Below are 17,475 nucleotides of genomic sequence, written 5' to 3'. Positions count from 1 at the left end.
TTGGCGAGATAATCCATCCAATCCAGGTCGGCGGAGATGAAGATGTCGGCGGGGGCCTGCTGCTCGATCTGTTTGGCAAGGGCGGAACTGGCGGCGAAGGACAGCGCCACCTTCCTGCCGGTTTCCCGTTCATAGAGCTTGGCGACTTCTTCCAGGCTGTCCTTCATGCTGGCGGCGGCCAGCACCAGGGTATTGTCCGATGCGCGCGCCTGGAGCGGAAGCCCGATCAGCAGACCAAGGGCAGCGCCTGCAAGCATGGCTTTTCCAAAGAACCGCCGGTTCGGAAGACCTGTCGAAACTCTCATGTCAGGTGCCCTCTCGATTAAGCTGTATCGAGTCATATACAACGAGAAAATCGCTATTTGCAAATTCCTTTCCCGCCCGACCCCTGTACGATAGGGCCATGACGCCATCCGCTGCCACTCCCCATGAACTTTCCAGCGTCCGCATGCGTGGATTCGCCGCGCGTGTCAGCCTCGACGAGGCCTGGGCGTGGATCGATACCCGCATCCAAGCTCTCGGTTCCGAAACGGTCGAGCCGTTTGCGGCGGTCGGCCGCATTACGGCGCGGGAAATCGTGGCTAGCGGTAATCTTCCCGCCGCGGATCGGGTGGTGCGGGACGGCTACGCAATCAGGGCCGCCGACAGCGTCGGCGCGTCCGACTATAACCCGATCCCGCTCGGAGTCGCAGGTGCGTTGTCGCCGGTCTCCGCCGGCGATGCGGTGCCGGAAGGGACCGACGCCGTCGTCGCTGTCGAGCATACCCGTTCCGATGGCGGAACGGTCGAGCTGGTCGCGGCAGTGGCCGAGGGAGAGGGGATCGAGCGTCGCGGCGACGATATCGCTGCCGGAACGATCCTGCTGCCGGCTGGCCGGCAGGTGCGCCCGGCCGATGCCGCCTTTGTGGCGGCGGCCGGCGTGACGGACGTGCCGGTGGTGCGCCGTCCCGTGGTCCGGCTGGCGGCAGTCGGCAGCGAACTGGATTCGTCCACCGATCTCGATACGCCGATGCTGGCGGCGCTGGTCGCGCGCGACGGCGGGATAGCGGAGCGTCACCCGCCGCTGCCTGACGACGAAGTGATGATCCGGGAGTTCATCGCCCGGCCCGGCGCCGATCTGGTCATCCTCTGCGGCGGTAGCGGCCTCGGGGCCAATGACTGCACCGCCGAGGCCCTTGCGGGCGCCGGAACGCTGGCGATCCATGGGATCGCACTGCGGCCAGCCGACAGCACCTCCCTGGGAGAAGCCGCCGGCGTCCCCGTCGCGGTCCTGCCCGGCAGCCCCGCCGCCTGCCTGTGCGCTTATGAAATCGTGGTGGGCCGGGCGGTGCGCCGGCTGGCGGGTGGCTCTCCGGACTTTCCCTTCGTCCGCCACGCGTTTACGACCGCCCGCAAGATCGTCTCCCCCGGCGGCTGGGCGGATTTCTGCCGGGTCCGGATCACCGCCGATGGCCGGGTCGAGCCGCTCGGCTCCGGCGGCAATACCAGCCTGTCGTCGGTCGTCTTGGCCGACGGCTTCGTCCTTGTCCCTGCGGCGCAGGAAGGCTTCCCGGCGGGCAGCGCAGTTCCGGTCCACCTGTTCGCTCCTTCCTGGAAGGACTGATGGGGACCATGGGCGGGGCGTTGCTGTTGTACGTCGTGGCGGCGCTGGCCGAGGTCGCGGGCTGCTTCTCGTTCTGGGCGTGGGCTCGGCTTGGAAAATCTGCTTTATGGCTGGCGCCCGGTATGCTCAGTCTGGCGGCGTTCGCCTGGGTGCTGACCCGGATCGACGCCGAGTTCGCCGGCCGCGCCTATGCCGCCTATGGCGGCATCTATATCGCGGCCTCGCTCAGCTGGCTGTGGGCGGTGGAGGGGACGCGTCCCGACCGTTGGGACTTGGCCGGAACAGTTCTATGTCTGACGGGCGCCGCGGTGATCCTGCTGGGACCGCGAAGCGCATGAGGGAAATTTCCGAGGTGACCGATGTCTGAACCCGACCTGAGAGAGAAGCTGCGCGCCGCGGCCCGGCAGGAGCAGTTCCTGGAAGTGGTCGGCAGGGACGAGGCTACCGCCCGTTTCCACAGCCACCTGAAACTGGGGCCGGTCGGGACGGAAACCGTGACGCTGGCGGGATCGCTGGGCCGCGTGATCGCCCGCGACATCGTCGCCGGCGTTGACGTACCCGGCTTCGACCGCTCCGGCGTCGACGGCTTCGCGGTGCGCTCCGCCGACACCGTCGGCGCGTCGGAGGAACGGCCCCGCGTCCTGACGCTGAATGCCGAGGTGCTGACGCCCGGACGTGCCCCCGAGGTGACGGTCGAGCCCGGCACCGCCACCCTGATCGCGACCGGCGGCATGGTCCCGCGCGGCGCCGACGCCGTGGTGATGGTCGAGCACACCGACGTCATCGACGACGCGGGCGCGGAAGTCCGGATCGAATTCCACCGCGCCGTAGCGCCCGGCCAGTTCATCGCCTATGCCGCCAGCGACATCGCGCGCGGCGAAACGGTGCTGCGCGCCGGCCATCTCGTCACCTCGCGGGAGATCGGCGTGCTCGCCGCCGTCGGCATCGATAAGGTCGAGGTCTGCCGCCGTCCGCGCGTGGCCGTCCTGTCCACCGGCGACGAGATCGTGGCGCCCGGCAACCCGCTGCCTCCGGGCAAGGTCTATGACAGCAACGGCGCCATCGTCGCCGCTGCCGTCCGGGAACTGGGCGGCGAGCCGGTCGAACTGGGCATCCGGCCCGACGACGAAGCTGCCTTGAGCGCCGCCGTGGACGAAGGACTCGCCTGCGACATGGTGATCCTGTCGGGCGGCACGTCGAAGGGAGCGGGCGACCTGTGCTACCGCGTCATCAGCCGCTTCACCGATCCCGGCATCGTCGTCCATGGCGTGGCGCTGAAGCCGGGCAAGCCGCTGTGCCTCGCGGTGACCGGGGGCAAGCCGCTGGTCGTGCTGCCGGGCTTCCCGACCTCCGCGATCTTCACGTTCCACGAGTTCGTCGCCCCGGTCATCCGCGCCTTCGCCGGATTGCCGCCCGAGCGGCGGGAGACGATCCCGGCCACCCTGCCGATCCGCCTGACCTCCGAGCGCGGCCGGACCGAGTATTCCATGGTGTCGCTGGTCCGCACGGACGAGGGTCTGGCGGCCTATCCGCTCGCCAAGGGATCGGGATCGGTCACCGCCTTCAGCCACGCCGACGGCTTCGTAGCGATTCCGCAGCACCAGGAAAGCGTCGAAGCCGGCACGGCGGTTTCCGTCCAGACCATAGGGCGCGGAGTCGAGCCGGCCGACCTCGTCGCGATCGGCAGCCACTGCGTCGGCCTCGACCATCTGCTGGGCGAGATGCAGCGGCGCGGAGTGTCCGTCAAGGTGCTGAACGTCGGCAGCATGGGGGGCCTGACCGCCGCCAAGCGCGGCGAATGCGACCTCGCCCCCGTCCACCTGATGGACCCTGCCACCGGCCGCTACAACGAACCTTTCCTGGCTCCCGGCCTGTCGCTGATCCCCGGCTACCGGCGGCTGCAAGGGATAGTCTTCCGCAAGGGCGATCCGCGCTTCGAAGGCCTCGACGGTCCGCAGGCGCTGGCCGCCGTCGCCAGCCTTCCCGACTGCCTGATGATCAACCGCAATCCCGGCAGCGGCACCCGCATCCTGACCGACCGCCTGCTCGGCGGCGTCAAGCCCCCCGGCTACCAGGGCCAGGCCAAGTCCCACAACGCCGTAGCAGCAGCCGTGGCGCAGGGCCGCGCCGACTGGGGTGTGGCGATCTCGACCGTGGCCGCCGACTACGGCCTGGGCTTCCTGCCGCTCCAGCCCGAGCACTACGACTTCATCATTCCCACCAGCCGCCTAAACCGCCCGGCCGTCCGTGCCTTCATCGACCTGCTCGCGGAGCCGGAGACGGGGCGCTGGCTGGAGGAAAAAGGCTTCAGCGTCTAATCCCGCTCGCAGTTCGCCGTGAATGTTTTTGAGAAGAATCGCCCATTCTTGAAGATTTTCGCGGAGCCGTGAAGATTTTTATGGTGGGCAGGCGTATCGTGAACCTTCCTGTGGACGTCTTGAGGTCATGATGCCGGACAACCTGCGTGCCGGAGAACGTTATACCGGTCAGATGGGTCTGGTCGTTCGCTTCGGCCTCCCAGTTCCGCACCTCGCTGTAGTCTCCATCGTCGGCAGCGGCCAGAGGCGGCAGGTGGTGGAGGCCCATCGCTCCATCGACCACTATCTCCCATCATACGACTACGGCGACACGGCGGCGATGGACTTGAAGTTCGCCCTGCGCTACGAGCCGACGGATCTCGCGGTCCTGCGTCTGGCCTTCGAGCATATGGCGAAGGCGGAACTCGAAGATTGGGTCCGCCGAGAACCCAACGGCGTATATGCCCGCCGTGGCTGGTTCTTCTATGAGTGGCTGGCTGGCGACCGGCTCGACCTCTCCGATGCCGGCCCCGTCGGCTACGCTCCGGCGCTCGATCCGGGAAAGCACGTGACCATCACCGGTGAGCCGTCCCGGCGGCATCGCGTCACGAACAACCTTCTCGGCACGCCCGCCTTATGTCCGATCATCCGCCGGACGTCACGGATCGAGGCGTACCTGAAATCGGAGATCGGGGCCGAGGCGGCGGGACTGGTCCGGGAATGCGATCCCCATATCCTGGCCAAAGCCGTCAACTATCTCTACACCAAGGAGACGCGGGAAACCTTCGCCCTGGAAGGGGAGGTCGCCAGCGGATCGAAGGCGGACCGATTCATCGATGCGCTGAGGTCGATGCGGGACTTCGATCCGACCAGCGAGGCGGACCAGACCCGCCTTCAGAACGTCATCGTTGATCCGCGATACGCCGCTTCCGGATGGCGCGATTTCCAGAATTTCGTTGGCGAGACGATCTCGGACCACCGGGAGATCGTGCATTTCATCTGCCCCAAGCCCGAGGATCTGCACTCGCTGATGGGCGGCTTCGCGGCCTTGGTGAACAGGTTGAAGGGTGCCGATATCGATCCAGTGCTGGCGGCGGCGGTGATTTCCTTCGCCTTCGTGTTCATCCATCCCTTCGATGACGGCAATGGGCGCATCCACCGTTACCTGATCCACCACATGCTGGACGAGACCGGCTTCACGCCGCCCGGCGTCCTGTTCCCGGTCTCGGCGGCTATCGTGCGCAATCAGGCCGCCTACGATGCCGCTCTCGAACGGTTCTCCAGGGCGATCGCTTCACATATCGATTGGAAATGGCAGGATGGCGGCGCGGGTTCCGGAGATACTGACATTGGACCGGCTATCGTCGTCAAGAACCGGACCGATTATCTTTACCGCTACTTCGACGCCACGCCGCAGGCCGAATACCTGTACGATTGCGTCATCGAAACGGTGCGCAGGGACCTTCGGGACGAAGTCCTGTTCGTCGAACTATTCGACCGCGCGATAAAGGCGGTGATGGACCGGATCGACATGCCGAACCGCAAGGCCGCCCAGTTCGTCAAGCTGGTGATGCAGAATGGACAAATCGGCGCCGACAAGCGCGCCAGACTGTTCCCCGAACTCACCGCAGCGGAGATCGACGCGCTGGAGGCCATCGTGCGAGAGGCCAGCCCAGCCAAGAATGATGTCAGCCCGGAAGATCCGCTTCCGCCGGCTCCTCGCTGAACAGGCCGGTCGGCAGGCCGTCCATGCTGCGGGCGTTCTTTTCCAGCCGGTAGGCCGCCAGACCCTCTTCGCCCTTCGCCTCGGCCCAGCGGTCGAGGTTGTGGCGTTCGCCGTGGTAGTCGAACAGGGGGACGCCGAAGCCGCAGGAGGTCTGGACCAGATCGACGTCCAGCAGCACGATCTGGCGGGCGCCAAGCGGTTCCTCGCCGAAGGCGTCGGCCAGCAGCGCCTTGTATTCGCCGGTGTCGCGGTGAAGCACCCGCCCCAGGCCGTAGAGGCGGAGGATCAGCGGCGCTCCTTCGAAGGCGCAGAACATGATCGTCAGCCGTCCGTCGGCCAGCAGGTGCGCCGCCGTCTCGTTGCTGCTGCCGGTGCGGTCCAGGTATGCGACGCTGTTGTCCCCAATCACGCGGAAGGCGCTGGTCGGCTTGGGCGACAGGTTGACGCGGGTTCCCTCCGCCGCCGACGCGGTGAAGAAGACGTATTGCCGCGAGATGAAATCCCGGTGCGCGTCGGTGATGTGGGGGAACTGCTTCGCCATGGTGCCGGACGCTTTCGTTAAAGGTTTCTCGTGAAAGCTATAATGGAGAGATATTCCATACAAGCTTTGGCGCCTGCTACCGTTCCACAAGCTTTCTGCCAATGACCGCTGCCTTGCCCACCCTGGCATTCACCACATCCAGGAAGTCCGCCTCGCCGCGCCAGAACGGCAAGGGACCAAGCGTCGCCGCCAGTACCGTCGGCGCGTCGGGCAGGGATGCGGCGCCGTAGAGGTCGGCGGGAACGGGGCGGCCCTGCCAGAAGGCTGAGGCGTCGGGTTTGAGCGGTTGCGGCGGGACCGGCGGCGCCTCGATCGCGGCGGCTTTCGCCATCCCGCCGAGCAGGCCCACGAATTCGTCGCGGGACTTGCCGCGCAGGCGGAACAGCAGGAAGGGATCGTTGTCGAAGCTTTCGGCCAGCAGATAGTAGACGGCGGCGACGTGCTTGCACGGGTTCGACCAGTCGGGGCAGGAGCATTCGGTGGATAAATCCCCGAGTTTTGACGGGAACAGCGGCACTCCCGCCGACTTGAAGGTGTCTTCCAGGGTTTCCGGCATCTCGCCGGAGATCAGGCGGGCGGCGCTCCAGGTGTTGTCGGATACCGCCTTGCCGACCTTTTCCCACTGTGCTTCGGTCAGCGGCTTCATCTCGATCGTCACGGTATAGGGACGCGGTCTCGATCCCTGCACCTTGGCGTGGACCAGCCCCGGATCGATCTTCAGGTCGAGCACCTGCCCCTTGCGGGCATAGGTCCGGCCCCGGCCGAGCCGTTCGCCGATGTTGAAGGACTCCAGCACCTCAAGCCAGCGCCGGCCCCACCAGCTCTCGGCGAAGGCGCCGCGCTTGTTTCTGGCCTTGATGCCGCCCTTCGCCTCGCGCGGGCGGGTCGGTCCCCATTCGTACCAGGACATGACGGTGTGCCCTCCCTCAGCCTCAACCGACCGCTTCGCGGCTCAAGGATAGCAGGTCGCGGAGCTGCGACGTGTTCAGTTCGGTCAGCCAGTCCTCGCCGGCGCCGACGATGGCCTCGGCGACGCTCTTCTTGGCCTCGATCATCTCGTCGATCTTGTCCTCCAGCGTGCCGGCGCAGATGAACTTATGGACCTGCACCTGTTTGGTCTGGCCGATCCGGAAGGCACGGTCGGTCGCCTGGTTCTCGACGGCGGGGTTCCACCAGCGGTCATAGTGGAAGACATGGTTCGCCGCCGTCAGCGTCAGGCCGGTGCCGCCCGCCTTCAGCGACAGCAGGAAGATCGGCGGGCCGTCCTCGCCATCCGGGCCGCCGTTCTGGAAGCGCTCGACCATCCGGTCGCGCTTGGCCTTGGGCACCCCGCCGTGGAGGAAGATCACTTCCCGCCCGAAGTTCTCCTGAAGGTGGCGCTGGATCATGTCGCCCATCTCGGTGAACTGAGTGAAGACCAGCGCCTTCTCGCCCACCGCCAGCACTTCCTCCAGCATCTCGGTCAGCCGGGCCAGCTTGCCGGAGCGGCCTTCGATCGCCGTGTTGTCGCCCAGGAACTGGGCCGGATGGTTGCAGACCTGCTTCAGCTTGGCCAGCGTCGCCAGCACCATGCCCCGGCGCTGGATGCCGTCGGCTTGCTCAAGCTCGTTAAGCTGTTCCTCGACCACGGCGGCGTAGAGCGACGCCTGTTCCTTGGTCAGGGTGCAGAACACCTTCATCTCCAGCTTTTCGGGCAGGTCGTCGATGATCGACTTGTCCGTCTTCAGCCGGCGCAGCACGAAGGGGCCGGTCAGGCTCTTCAGCCGGTTGATGGCGTCCTCATCGCGTCTCGTCTGGATCGGCACGAAGAAGTTGCGCTTGAAGGCGGTCTGGGTGCCGAGGAAGCCGGGGTTCAGGAACTCCATCAGCGACCACAAATCGCCCACGTTGTTCTCGACCGGCGTGCCGGTCAGCGCGACCCTGTAGCCGGATTTCATCGCGCGGGCGGCCTTGGCCTGCCGGGTTTCCGGGTTCTTGATGTTCTGCGCCTCGTCCAGGACCACGCCCGTCCATGGCACCGACTTCAGCGCTTCCGCGTCGCGCTGGAGCAGGGAATAGCTGGTGACGACAAGGTCGTGGCGGCGGCATTCACGGCGAAGCTCGGTGGCGGTCTTGGTCCGGGCGGCGCCGTGGTGGATCATGACCTTGAGCCTGGGCGCGAAGCGCGCCGCTTCCCGCTGCCAGTTGCCGACGACCGAGGTCGGGCAGACCAGCAGCACGGTGGGCCTGGACGATGCCGTCTCCCGGTCGTGCTGGATCAGGGCCAGCGTCTGGATCGTCTTGCCCAAACCCATGTCGTCGGCAAGGCAGGCACCCAGCTCCCAGCGCCGCAGGAAGGACAGCCAGGAATATCCCCGGGCCTGATAGGGCCGCAGGGTGGCGTCCAGCCCCTTGGGCGGGGGCAGGTCTTCGATCGGGTGCTTGCCGGTCAGGCGGCTCAGCAACTCGTCGATCCAGCCTTCGGCGGCGATGCCCCCGATATCGCTGTCGTCGCTGCCGCCCAGCGCCATACGCACCAGATCGCGGACGGTGGCCTGTTCGCCCCGCCGCTTGAGGCGCGCTGCCGCCTCCTTGATCTCGGCGGCGTCCAGCAGCACCCACTGGCCACGCACCCGGACCAGCGGGGTCTTCAGCCGGGCCAGCGCCATCAGGTCCTGAGCCGACAGCTTTTGGTCGCCCAGCGCCACTTCCCAGTCGAACTTGACCAGCTCGTCCAGCGACAGGCCGCTGCCGCCCTGCATCTTGGATGTCCGGACCTTGGCGCGGGCGCTGATCCGGGTCTTGGTCCCCTTGGCCGTCCACCACGACGGCAGCAGCACGCCGAAGCCCGCCTGCTCCAGCCCGGCGGCGTATTTCGTCAGGAAATCGACGGCGCCGGTGGCATCGGTCTCGAACCCCTCGGGAATGCCGCGCTTCAGGCTGGTCTCGACCGGCGGACACAGCCGGCCGGCCTGGGCGAACGACAGCAGCAGGAACTCCTTCAGGTCCGCCTTGCCACCGGTCAGCCGCGCCAGTTCGCTGCCGCCGCCGTCCCACAGGTCGGCGGCGGGTACCAGCAGGCTGGGGTCGTCATGGGGCTGGAGCAGGAAGCGCACCATCCACGGGCCGGCCGGGTTCACGACGGCCGTGGCGTTCTGGCCGTCCTCGCCGTCTTCCTGGCCGTCGTTCGGATCGGTGAGGACCAGCGGTTCCTCCAGCCGGAAGCACAGCCGGACCGGACTTCCCGCCGTCACGGCGACCGGGCGGCGCCACTGCCCGATCCGCTGCGCGAACTCGCGGATATCGGGTGCGCCGGCCTTCAGGGAGGCGTCGTCACCCGTCAGCGCTGCCAGCCAGCGGTCGTCCAGTGTTGCCCTCGACGGTTTCGGCAGCGCAGCCGGCTCCCGCCGGATCAGCCCGTCCGCCATCAGGGCGACGAACTCCGCCAGCACCGTAGCCGGCCCCGTGTCCGGCGCCGCCGCGACCGTTCCGGCCGAACGCGCCGCGTCCGGCATGGCATGCGCCAGCCGGGCCAGCGCCTGCGCGTCGCGCCCCAGGAAAGCAGGCCGCCATCTGGCGAAGGCGCTACCGTCGGCATTCATGACCAGATCGGGCAGCACCGCCCCGCGCGCCACGATGGCTCCGGCGAAGCGGAGCGCCATAGTCCAGTAGACCAGATCGGCGGCGGCGAACAGGCCGGGACCGAAGGTACGGTCGGACGGGCATTCGGTCAGCAGCTTGACGATGTCGGCCGCTTCCAGGCCCAGCGCCGTGGTCTCCCACGGCTGGAGGGTGACATCGCCCGGCTGTTCCGGTGGCTCCTCGACCAGCGGGCTGGAAGCGACCGGCCCCTCCGCCGTGGACGGCAGCCAGAGCGTTGCACGGTCCACGTCGGCTGCGAGGTCCATCAGTCCCGCGATCTCGTCCAGCGCTTCGGCGCCGATGTCGAACGGGTTGAACAGCGCCCTCGGTTGCCGGGGTTTACGTCCGCGCGGCGGAGGAAGCGGCACGGCGGTAGCCCGCGCCGTCTCGCCCCACAGCCACAGCCGGCCGGCATCGAAGGCCGCATGGAAAAAGACGCTCATATCCCTCGCTTGCCCAGGACCAGCTCCTCGATCCGTCCGATCTCCTCGATAAGGCCGTAGTAACGGTCCGTCCAGGCTTCGTCACCCTTCTTGCAGCCTTGCTCGTTGACCTCGCAGGTGTGGGCGGTGCAGATCGGGCGCAGGTGCGGGGCTACGGTGCAGCCGGCCGGTCCCATGAAGGGCAGGGTAGGATGCCAGCCCGGCTCCAGCCTGACGCCCCAGTGCTCGCGCGCGAAATCGGCGGCCAGATCGCAGTACATCGGCGCGCAGCAGGACAAGGGCTTGGCGCAGCGGCTGCCGGCGCATTCCGGTTCGGTATGGGCACCAAGTTCGGCGTACAGGGCGATCAGGCGCCGTCTCAAGTCATCGGCCATGGCAAATCGGGTACGGGGAAGGGTCGGCCAATGGTGCGGTTTCCGCCGGACGGAATCAATAGCGGGTCATCCGATCGATCGGATCTCTCCCGTATTTGCGGTGAGTGCCCTTTCAGGCAACCCATCGAACCCCAATCTGTTAATATGTTAACTATGGGCTGATGAAGCCGCGCGTCATCAGCGGTTTGCGTTTTCGTCCTCGTCGAGACAAGGAAGAGCAATGAAATCCTATAAAAGTCAGGTTGGATCAACGAACGATCTCAACTCTCTGATCGACGAGTATATCGCCAAGGGCAACAAGGTGACCCAATGCCCACCCGGCCCGTCGGAAGAAGTGGTTTACAAGAACCAGTATCGCCGCCGTCCGAAGAAAGCCGAAGCCAAGCCCGAGGAAGCTACACAGGAAGCGGGCGACCAGGAAGCGGACGGCCAGAAGGTCGCCGAAACCACAGAGGCCGCTTCGGAGTAATGAAGCCGTCCGACAGCCCCGGCGGATACCATTCCCGCCGGGCGGTGTCGGGGCAGGTCCTCGATGGACCGGCGCTCACGGACGAGAACCGGCTGAAACGCCGGTAAGTTCCGGCCGCGCTCGAATATTCGCCGTATCGCTTCCCAGCCGGCATTTACACAGTCTTATCGCCCCAGTCTTATCGCCCCAGTCTTATCGCCCCAGTCTTATCGCCGGTGCGATACCGGTCATGGGCTCGACGATCCCGATAACGGCCGCCCGGGCATACCCTGCCGCCACCAGGGCGTCGATGCAGGCGCCAGCCGCGGCCTCCGGAACTCCGGCCAGCAATCCGCCCGCCGTCTGAGGGTCGTAGAGAAGCTCCGGGGTTTTTCCGCCGGCGAGGCCTTCCGCTTCGGCATTGCCGGAATGCAGGGTGCTGCGAAGTCCGGTCTCCAGCATTTCCGATGCGCCGCCCAAAGCAGGCACCACGTCCGGGTCGATCCGGACATCGACATCGGATGCCTGCGCCATCTCCGCCAGATGACCGATCAGGCCGAAGCCGGTGACATCGGTGCAGGCGGTGGCGCCGTGATCGCCGAGGCAGCGCGCGGCCTGTCCCGAAGACTGTCCCATCGACGCCAGCGCCGCCACGATCCAGCGCGCCTTCGCTTCGCCCCTCATCGCGGCGGCCAGAAGCACGCCCGTCCCCAGCGGTTTGGTCAGGATCAGCCGGTCGCCGGGCTTCAAGCCGCCTTTGCGCAGGATGCGGTCGGGTGCGACCGAACCGCTGATCGTGAATCCGAGGGCGTGCTCCGGCCCTTCGGCGCTATGGCCGCCGACCAGCCGGGCTCCCGCCTGCTCCAGGACGTCCAGGCCGCCACGCAGCATCTGGAACAGATCGTCCTCGACGATTTCGGCGCCGGCCGGCGGAACGCAGGCGATGGCGAGCGCAGTTCGAGGCTCGGCGCCCATCGCGTGGATGTCGCCCAGCGCGTGGTTGGCCGCGATCCGGCCGAACAGGTAGGGATCGCTGGTGAAGGCGCGGAAGAAATCGACGGTCTGCACCATCAGTCCGCCGTCGTCGGGAGGACTCAGCACCGCCGCGTCGTCGCCGGCGTCCAGCCCATCCGGAGCCAGCCTGTCCAGCACGCGGCGGAGCAGGCGCGACGGCACCTTGGCGCTGCAGCCGGCGCAACGCATGTCCATGGGGGCCGCCGCCCTGCCGGGAGGCATGGCCGGCACGTTCTGGAACTTGTCCATGAACCGGCGGTCGATCCAGTCCTTCAGCCGCCAGACCCAGCGCCCCTCCGCCGAAAGGCTGCCGCGCGAGGCGACGGCATGCTTGTCGCCGGTCGTGATCAGCTTCAGGAACTTCGTCTGCGGCTCGAAGGGCCGCAAGGCCTCTCCCGCCAGCGCGCGGCGCAGGTTTGCGGTCAGCGGCGGTCCCTGCCGAACGGCGAACACGCCGGCCTTCTCGCGCGGGTAGGGCAGCACCGAGGCGACGTCGCCGACCGCGAATATCCGGGGATCGTTGACCGAGCGCAGCGTCGCGCCGACCGCGACGAAGCCCTTGTCGTCCAGCTGGAGACCGGTTTCCCGCAGCCACGGCGCCGCCCCGGCCTGGACGGCCCACAGCGCCTCGTCGAAGCGGATGCGCCGTCCGCCGGCGCAGAGCAGCGCTTCCGGCTCGACCCTGACGACCTCGGCGTCCTCGTGGACGGCGACGCCGCGTTCCCGCACGACGCGCCGGAAGGCGGCGCGTACCCGGTCGGTGTGTCCGGACAGCATTTGGCCAAGGGTCGCCAGGGCTACGCGCGGCCGGAACCGGGCGGTCCTGAACCGGTGGTCGATCGACAGCGCCAGTTCGACACCCGCAGCACCGCCGCCGACCACGACGATATCGAGCGGCCCGTCCGCCGCCGAGACCCGTTCCACCAGGGCGGCCCAGCGCCCGGCCAGCCTGTCCACCGGCTTGACCGGCGTCGCGTGCTCGGCCGCACCCGGCACGTCATGCGCCCTGGGCGTCGATCCGATGTCGAGCGACAGCAGGTCGTAGCGGATGGGAGGGCGGTCGCGCAGATGGACCGTCCGCGCCGTCCGGTCGATCCCGACCGCTTCCGCATGGATCAGCCGGGCACCGGCGAAGCCGGCCAGCTTCATCACGTCGATGTGGCAGGCGTCGTGATCGTAGTGCCCGGCGATGAAGCCGGGCAGCATGCCGGAATACGGCGTCTCGACATCCCGGGCCACCAGCGTCAGCCGGACGCCGCCAACCGGCTTCATGCCGAAGCTCTTCAGCACCTGAACGTGGGAATGGCCACCCCCGACCAGCACCAGCTCCCTCGTCACGGGCTCCACCTGTCGCAATTCGTCACTCCGGCATCGGCAATCGAGGGGTCGCCCGACCAGCTCAGGAGTCGGTCGACCCCGACAGGCTTAGCTAGCTGGACGGCCGCAATATTCCAGGGTCGTGAAGCGCCCGGAGATCGTGTACGGCGCGCCGGGCCTCAGGATGAACTCGCTGACGCCCTTCGGCTTCTGCGGGTTCGCGGTATCGCTGGCCGGAGCCCAGTCGTAGGTGTACCCCAGCCGTGTCCAGGGCGCACCCGAAACGCTGTAGGACTTGGCGAAGTTGCCGGTGAACCACGTCCTGTAATCGTCTACGTCGCTTGCGGCATCCACTTCGCAGCGGTTGTCGTCCACCTCGCGGTCGGGGCAGGGGCGCATCATGTCCTTGGGCGATACCCACATCTCGACGAAGCGGGCGTTCTTGCCGGTCGGCGGCAGTCCGATGAGCTGAAGCAGGCGGTTGGTGATCGCGGCGTTGTCGCGGGTGCCCAGGGCGCGGCAGAAGTCGCGCACCTGCGGGACGGCCGTCACCCACATCATCGTGCCCCAGCTCGGCGGCGCCGATTTGTCGGCCGGCAGGTCCTCCGGCTGCGAATAGTAGCGCTGGAACGCATCTTCCGACATCCAGGACACCACCTTGACCCGTGCATCCGGGCTGTCGTTTTCCCAGCGCAATGCCGTGTTGTCGCGCCGGATCGGAATCAGGTGATCGTCGATCTTGGCCGGGGTTGGCACCGCCGCGTCGGAGATCGCCTCGATGAACCGCTTCTGGGGGTCGGCCCCATCGGGAGAAGCGGCCGATGCCGTGCCGGCGAAGACGGAGAACCCAGCGGCCAGCGCCGCGCGAAGAATTTTGCCCATATCCATGTGCCTTGCCTGAATGGATATCGGCCGGCACGGGATCGGGCCGGCCCGGCATCGTCCGCTCTACTCGACGGACGTGCCGGACCTTTGCCTACAGCTTAGACGTATATAAAAGGTATAAGGGCTACGCTAAAAGGCATATCAGCGCAGCCAGCCGCGCTCCTCGATCATCTCGACGGTGCGGCGGACGACGGTTTCCATGTCGGCGCCCTCGGCCCGCCATCCGTCGCGCGCCCGCGACAGCTCGTCCAGGTGGTCTTCCCAGTCCGGCTGGAACAGGTCTTCCAGGTAGCGGCGGAGCCGCTGGGCAAGGCCGGGGCTGCGGCCGCCGGTCGAGATCGACAGCAGCAGGTCGCCGCGCCGGACCTGCGACGGCGTGTGGAAGTCGCAGAGCGGCTTGACGTCCTCGACATTGACCAGCCGCCCCAGCGCCCGGCAGCGTGCCGCCATCCCGGCGGCGACGCCGGGCTCGATATCGACGATGTAGATTACCTGGAAAGCCGCCAGATCCTCGTCCGTCGGCAGTCGGCGGATCAGCCGCTCGCCCGCCAGCGCCGCCAGCGCCGTGTCGTCGCTTTCCGAAAAGACGGTCAGCCGCCGCGCCCCGGCCTGGATGAACTGCGTCAGCCGCTTCGTCGCCAGCGGGCCTGAGCCGACCAGCGCCACCGGAACGATCTCCAGGTCGAGGACGATGGGAAACACGTCAGATAGCCTCCACCAGCTTGCGTTCCGCCTTGCCCGGGATAGCGGCTCCGGCATCTTTCGACACCAGCGCCGTCACCCGGTCCAGCCCGAGACGATACAGGAAATCGCCGAAGCCTTCCCCGGTATTCCAGGTCCTGGCGAACTCCGCGAAGAGCGGGGCCAGTGTCTCCGCGACGTCGTTTTCAGGAACACGGTCGAGCAGTCTCCAGTTCAACCGCGTCCCTTCGAAATCACCGCCGGCGTAGAGCGCGAAATACCCCGGCATGCGGCCGACCAGCCCGATATCGCCGGCATAGGGCCGGGCGCAGCCGTTCGGGCAGCCGGTGATGCGGATGCTCAGGCGTTCCTGCGCCAAGCCATAGCGTGCCATCACCTCGGCGATGGCGTCGATCATGGGTGTGCGGATACGCTCCGCCTCCGTCAGCGCCAGGCCGCAGGTCGGCAGTGCCGGGCAGGCCATCGACCAGCGATGGACCGGCAGCAGGTCCGATGCGAGCTTGACGCCGTGGCCGCGCAGGGCCGCTTCGATCGCTTCCCGGTCGCCGTCCACGATATCCGCCAGGATCAGGTCCTGGGTCGGCATCAGGATCAGCGCCGGTTCGAACGATCTTACGACCTCGCGCAGGCCCGTGCGCAACGTCACCGGTCCGGCATCCTGGATGCGCCCGCTGGGAACCGGCAGGCCGAGATACCAGCGCCCGTCGCCCTGGGGATGCCAGCCCAGATGGTCGACCACCTTGAACGGCGGCATCGGGCGCGGATCCTCCAGCGGATGGCCGAGTTCCCGCTCTATCTCGCCCTTGAACCAGTCGAGGCCGCGCTTGTCGATGGTGTATTTCAGACGGGCGTGGCGCCGGTTCGTCCGGTCTCCGTAATCGCGCTGGACGGCCACCACGGCCTCGATTGCCGGAATCAGGTCGTCCGGCTCGACGAAGGCGACGAAGCTCGCCAGCCGGGGGTATGTCGCCGGCTTGTTGTGCGTCATGCCGAGACCGCCGCCGACCGCGAAGTTGTAGCCGGTAAGCCGGTCGCCGTCGAACAGCGCCACGATGCCGAGGTCGTTGGTCAGCACGTCGACCGAATTGTCGTCCGGCGTGGCCAAGCCGATCTTGAACTTGCGGGGCAGATACGTGGAGCCGTAGAGCGGCTCGGACTCGGGCTCACCGTCATCGAGCCTCTCCCCGTCCAGCCAGATCTCGTGATAGGCGCGGGTATGCGGCAGGAGATGGTCCGATATGCGTTTCGCATCGGCCGCCAGCCGTTCGTTGACCGGGCTGCGGACGGGAGCGGGCTGGGCCGTGACGTTGCGGACCACGTCGCCGCAGGCGCCCAGCGTCGTGATCATGGTCCGGTTGATCTCGGCGATCGCGGATTTCAGGTCGTCCTTGATGACGCCGTGGAACTGGATCGCCTGCCGGGTCGTGATGCGCAGCGTATTATTCGCGCGGCGGCCGGCAAGATCATCCAGATCGAGGTATTGACGCGCCGTCAGGCGTCCCGCCGGAATCCGGGCGCGGACCATGAATTCCCATTTCTTCTCCGCCTTCTGTTGCTTCAGCTCGGTCGCGGAGTCGCGATCGTATCCCTGATAAGTCCCGTGAAATTTAAGAAGATTGTATTCATCTTCACTGAACTTTATGGAATCGCTGTTCAAGGTCTGCCGAATGCTGCCTCGGAGGAGCACGCTTGCCTGCTTGACGCCTTCGACTTGCGACGGTTTGGCGGGTTGCGCAGTCGGTTTGGCGGTTGGAGGAAGGCTGGAATTCTCTGACATGGCAAAGCTGCTTGTTCACTGGAATAGACAGGGGAATAGACAGGTCGTTCTGCGGTCCGTGTTATAAAGTGAGCTCTTCCGCAGAATTCAACACACTTTTCATGTGTGAAAACCTGCATTGACTCAGTGTCGCATGTTAAACGCATTGCATAATCACGGGGAGATCGCTAGATTGCAATTGCGAGATGAGAAGACTCGCAACTGTTTTTGGATCGAACCGAGCCATGATCGAACTGGCGGAAACTCAGCAAGCAACGGACTTTTCGGCCCTTCAGGCTCGCTACGACGGGCTTTCCGGCAGCGATCTCCTACGCCCGATGATCGAGCTGGAATTCCACAGGAAAATCGCGTTGGTTTCTTCGTTCGGGACCGAGGCAGCCGTCCTGCTGGCCCTCGCGGCGGAGATCGATCCCGGTATTCCGGTCGTCTTCCTGGATACCGGCAAGCTGTTCGGGGAAACGTTGCGCTATCGCGATACCCTGATCAAGAAGCTCGGGCTGACCGACGTCCGCACGGTCGAACCCGATCCGGTCGAACTGAAGGCCGCAGATCCGGAAGGCTTGCTGTGGCAATCCCGGCCCGACGCCTGTTGCCATGTCCGCAAGACCATTCCCCTGGAACGGGCGCTCAAGGGGTTCGACGCCTGGATCACGGGGCGCAAGCGCTTCCAGGCTTCCACCCGTGCCGCCCTGTCCGGTATCGAACTGGATGTGGACGGCAAGATCAA

General features: G+C 66.6%; 15 protein-coding genes. 6 read left to right on the top strand and 9 right to left on the bottom strand.

Translation table 11 applies throughout. From position 1 onward, the window contains the following. A partial coding sequence (gene modA, locus AC5JJ6_RS13680; RefSeq protein WP_496042579.1) for a molybdate ABC transporter substrate-binding protein occupies positions 1 to 257 on the bottom strand: 257 nt, incomplete at its 3' end. A gap of 146 nt (positions 258 to 403) precedes the next feature. Between modA and AC5JJ6_RS13675 the strand changes: the two genes are divergently transcribed. From AC5JJ6_RS13675 to AC5JJ6_RS13660, 4 genes are all read left to right on the top strand, one after another. Continuing rightward, the gene (locus tag AC5JJ6_RS13675) at positions 404 to 1,603 is read left to right on the top strand and encodes a molybdopterin molybdotransferase MoeA (protein WP_496042578.1); all 1,200 of its coding nucleotides are present in this window, start codon (positions 404 to 406) and stop codon (positions 1,601 to 1,603) included. Beyond that, positions 1,603 to 1,941 carry a YnfA family protein gene (locus tag AC5JJ6_RS13670; protein ID WP_496042577.1) on the top strand — a complete coding sequence of 113 codons (339 nt, stop codon included), beginning with the start codon at positions 1,603 to 1,605 and terminating at the stop codon, positions 1,939 to 1,941. Before AC5JJ6_RS13675 ends, AC5JJ6_RS13670 begins: the two co-directional genes overlap by 1 nt. Before the next feature lie 21 nt (positions 1,942 to 1,962). Beyond that, positions 1,963 to 3,921, top strand: coding sequence for a molybdopterin biosynthesis protein (locus tag AC5JJ6_RS13665; RefSeq protein WP_496042576.1), 1,959 nt, complete (start codon positions 1,963 to 1,965; stop codon positions 3,919 to 3,921). Between the two features lie 130 nt (positions 3,922 to 4,051). After that, complete coding sequence (locus AC5JJ6_RS13660) at positions 4,052 to 5,626, top strand: Fic family protein (RefSeq protein WP_496042575.1); 1,575 nt, start codon at positions 4,052 to 4,054, stop codon at positions 5,624 to 5,626. Here AC5JJ6_RS13660 and AC5JJ6_RS13655 read toward each other — a convergent pair. The 4 genes from AC5JJ6_RS13655 to AC5JJ6_RS13640 form a co-directional block, all read right to left on the bottom strand. Continuing rightward, positions 5,589 to 6,167: a pyridoxamine 5'-phosphate oxidase family protein gene (locus AC5JJ6_RS13655; protein ID WP_496042574.1), complete on the bottom strand. Its 579-nt coding sequence runs from the start codon at positions 6,165 to 6,167 to the stop codon at positions 5,589 to 5,591. The genes AC5JJ6_RS13660 and AC5JJ6_RS13655 overlap by 38 nt on opposite strands. Before the next feature lie 76 nt (positions 6,168 to 6,243). Next, complete coding sequence (locus tag AC5JJ6_RS13650; RefSeq protein WP_496042573.1) at positions 6,244 to 7,077, bottom strand: SWIM zinc finger family protein; 834 nt, start codon at positions 7,075 to 7,077, stop codon at positions 6,244 to 6,246. 22 nt (positions 7,078 to 7,099) lie between these two features. Then, positions 7,100 to 10,231: a DEAD/DEAH box helicase gene (locus tag AC5JJ6_RS13645; RefSeq protein WP_496042572.1), complete on the bottom strand. Its 3,132-nt coding sequence runs from the start codon at positions 10,229 to 10,231 to the stop codon at positions 7,100 to 7,102. Next, a complete protein-coding gene (locus AC5JJ6_RS13640) occupies positions 10,228 to 10,605 on the bottom strand; it encodes a hypothetical protein (protein WP_496042571.1) in 378 nt (125 codons plus the stop codon). The genes AC5JJ6_RS13645 and AC5JJ6_RS13640 overlap by 4 nt, the downstream gene beginning before the upstream one ends. Positions 10,606 to 10,825: 220 nt before the next feature. Between AC5JJ6_RS13640 and AC5JJ6_RS13635 the strand changes: the two genes are divergently transcribed. Continuing rightward, complete coding sequence (locus AC5JJ6_RS13635; RefSeq protein ID WP_496042570.1) at positions 10,826 to 11,074, top strand: hypothetical protein; 249 nt, start codon at positions 10,826 to 10,828, stop codon at positions 11,072 to 11,074. A 192-nt stretch (positions 11,075 to 11,266) separates the two neighbouring features. On the opposite strand, the gene selD is transcribed toward AC5JJ6_RS13635, so the two are convergent. The 4 genes from selD to AC5JJ6_RS13615 form a co-directional block, all read right to left on the bottom strand. After that, positions 11,267 to 13,405: a selenide, water dikinase SelD gene (gene selD / locus AC5JJ6_RS13630; protein WP_496042569.1), complete on the bottom strand. Its 2,139-nt coding sequence runs from the start codon at positions 13,403 to 13,405 to the stop codon at positions 11,267 to 11,269. A gap of 87 nt (positions 13,406 to 13,492) precedes the next feature. Continuing rightward, positions 13,493 to 14,272 (bottom strand): hypothetical protein, encoded by a 780-nt coding sequence (locus tag AC5JJ6_RS13625; RefSeq protein ID WP_496042568.1) that lies wholly within the window; start codon positions 14,270 to 14,272, stop codon positions 13,493 to 13,495. A 138-nt stretch (positions 14,273 to 14,410) separates the two neighbouring features. After that, complete coding sequence (locus tag AC5JJ6_RS13620; protein WP_044429885.1) at positions 14,411 to 14,971, bottom strand: precorrin-2 dehydrogenase/sirohydrochlorin ferrochelatase family protein; 561 nt, start codon at positions 14,969 to 14,971, stop codon at positions 14,411 to 14,413. Between the two features lies 1 nt (position 14,972). Further along, positions 14,973 to 16,748: an NADPH-dependent assimilatory sulfite reductase hemoprotein subunit gene (locus AC5JJ6_RS13615; RefSeq protein ID WP_496042567.1), complete on the bottom strand. Its 1,776-nt coding sequence runs from the start codon at positions 16,746 to 16,748 to the stop codon at positions 14,973 to 14,975. 224 nt (positions 16,749 to 16,972) lie between these two features. Here AC5JJ6_RS13615 and AC5JJ6_RS13610 point away from each other — a divergent pair. Next, positions 16,973 to 17,475, top strand: a 503-nt coding sequence (locus tag AC5JJ6_RS13610; protein ID WP_496042566.1) for a phosphoadenylyl-sulfate reductase, incomplete at its 3' end; no start/stop codon positions are given.

The organism is Skermanella sp., from assembly GCF_059503625.1.
Note: the sequence above shows the minus strand (reverse complement) of the source record. Positions and strands in the feature narration are given on the sequence as shown.

Excerpts from the sequence above, each read along its gene's own strand:
- AC5JJ6_RS13660 (WP_496042575.1), top strand. The coding sequence starts at position 4,052 with ATGCCGGACAACCTGCGTGCCGGAGAACGTTATACCGGTCAGATGGGT.
- AC5JJ6_RS13615 (WP_496042567.1), bottom strand. The coding sequence starts at position 16,748 with ATGTCAGAGAATTCCAGCCTTCCTCCAACCGCCAAACCGACTGCGCAA.
- AC5JJ6_RS13675 (WP_496042578.1), top strand. The coding sequence starts at position 404 with ATGACGCCATCCGCTGCCACTCCCCATGAACTTTCCAGCGTCCGCATG.
- AC5JJ6_RS13665 (WP_496042576.1), top strand. The coding sequence starts at position 1,963 with ATGTCTGAACCCGACCTGAGAGAGAAGCTGCGCGCCGCGGCCCGGCAG.
- AC5JJ6_RS13635 (WP_496042570.1), top strand. The coding sequence starts at position 10,826 with ATGAAATCCTATAAAAGTCAGGTTGGATCAACGAACGATCTCAACTCT.
- AC5JJ6_RS13650 (WP_496042573.1), bottom strand. The coding sequence starts at position 7,077 with ATGTCCTGGTACGAATGGGGACCGACCCGCCCGCGCGAGGCGAAGGGC.
- AC5JJ6_RS13645 (WP_496042572.1), bottom strand. The coding sequence starts at position 10,231 with ATGAGCGTCTTTTTCCATGCGGCCTTCGATGCCGGCCGGCTGTGGCTG.
- AC5JJ6_RS13655 (WP_496042574.1), bottom strand. The coding sequence starts at position 6,167 with ATGGCGAAGCAGTTCCCCCACATCACCGACGCGCACCGGGATTTCATC.
- AC5JJ6_RS13670 (WP_496042577.1), top strand. The coding sequence starts at position 1,603 with ATGGGGACCATGGGCGGGGCGTTGCTGTTGTACGTCGTGGCGGCGCTG.
- AC5JJ6_RS13625 (WP_496042568.1), bottom strand. The coding sequence starts at position 14,272 with ATGGATATGGGCAAAATTCTTCGCGCGGCGCTGGCCGCTGGGTTCTCC.
- AC5JJ6_RS13640 (WP_496042571.1), bottom strand. The coding sequence starts at position 10,605 with ATGGCCGATGACTTGAGACGGCGCCTGATCGCCCTGTACGCCGAACTT.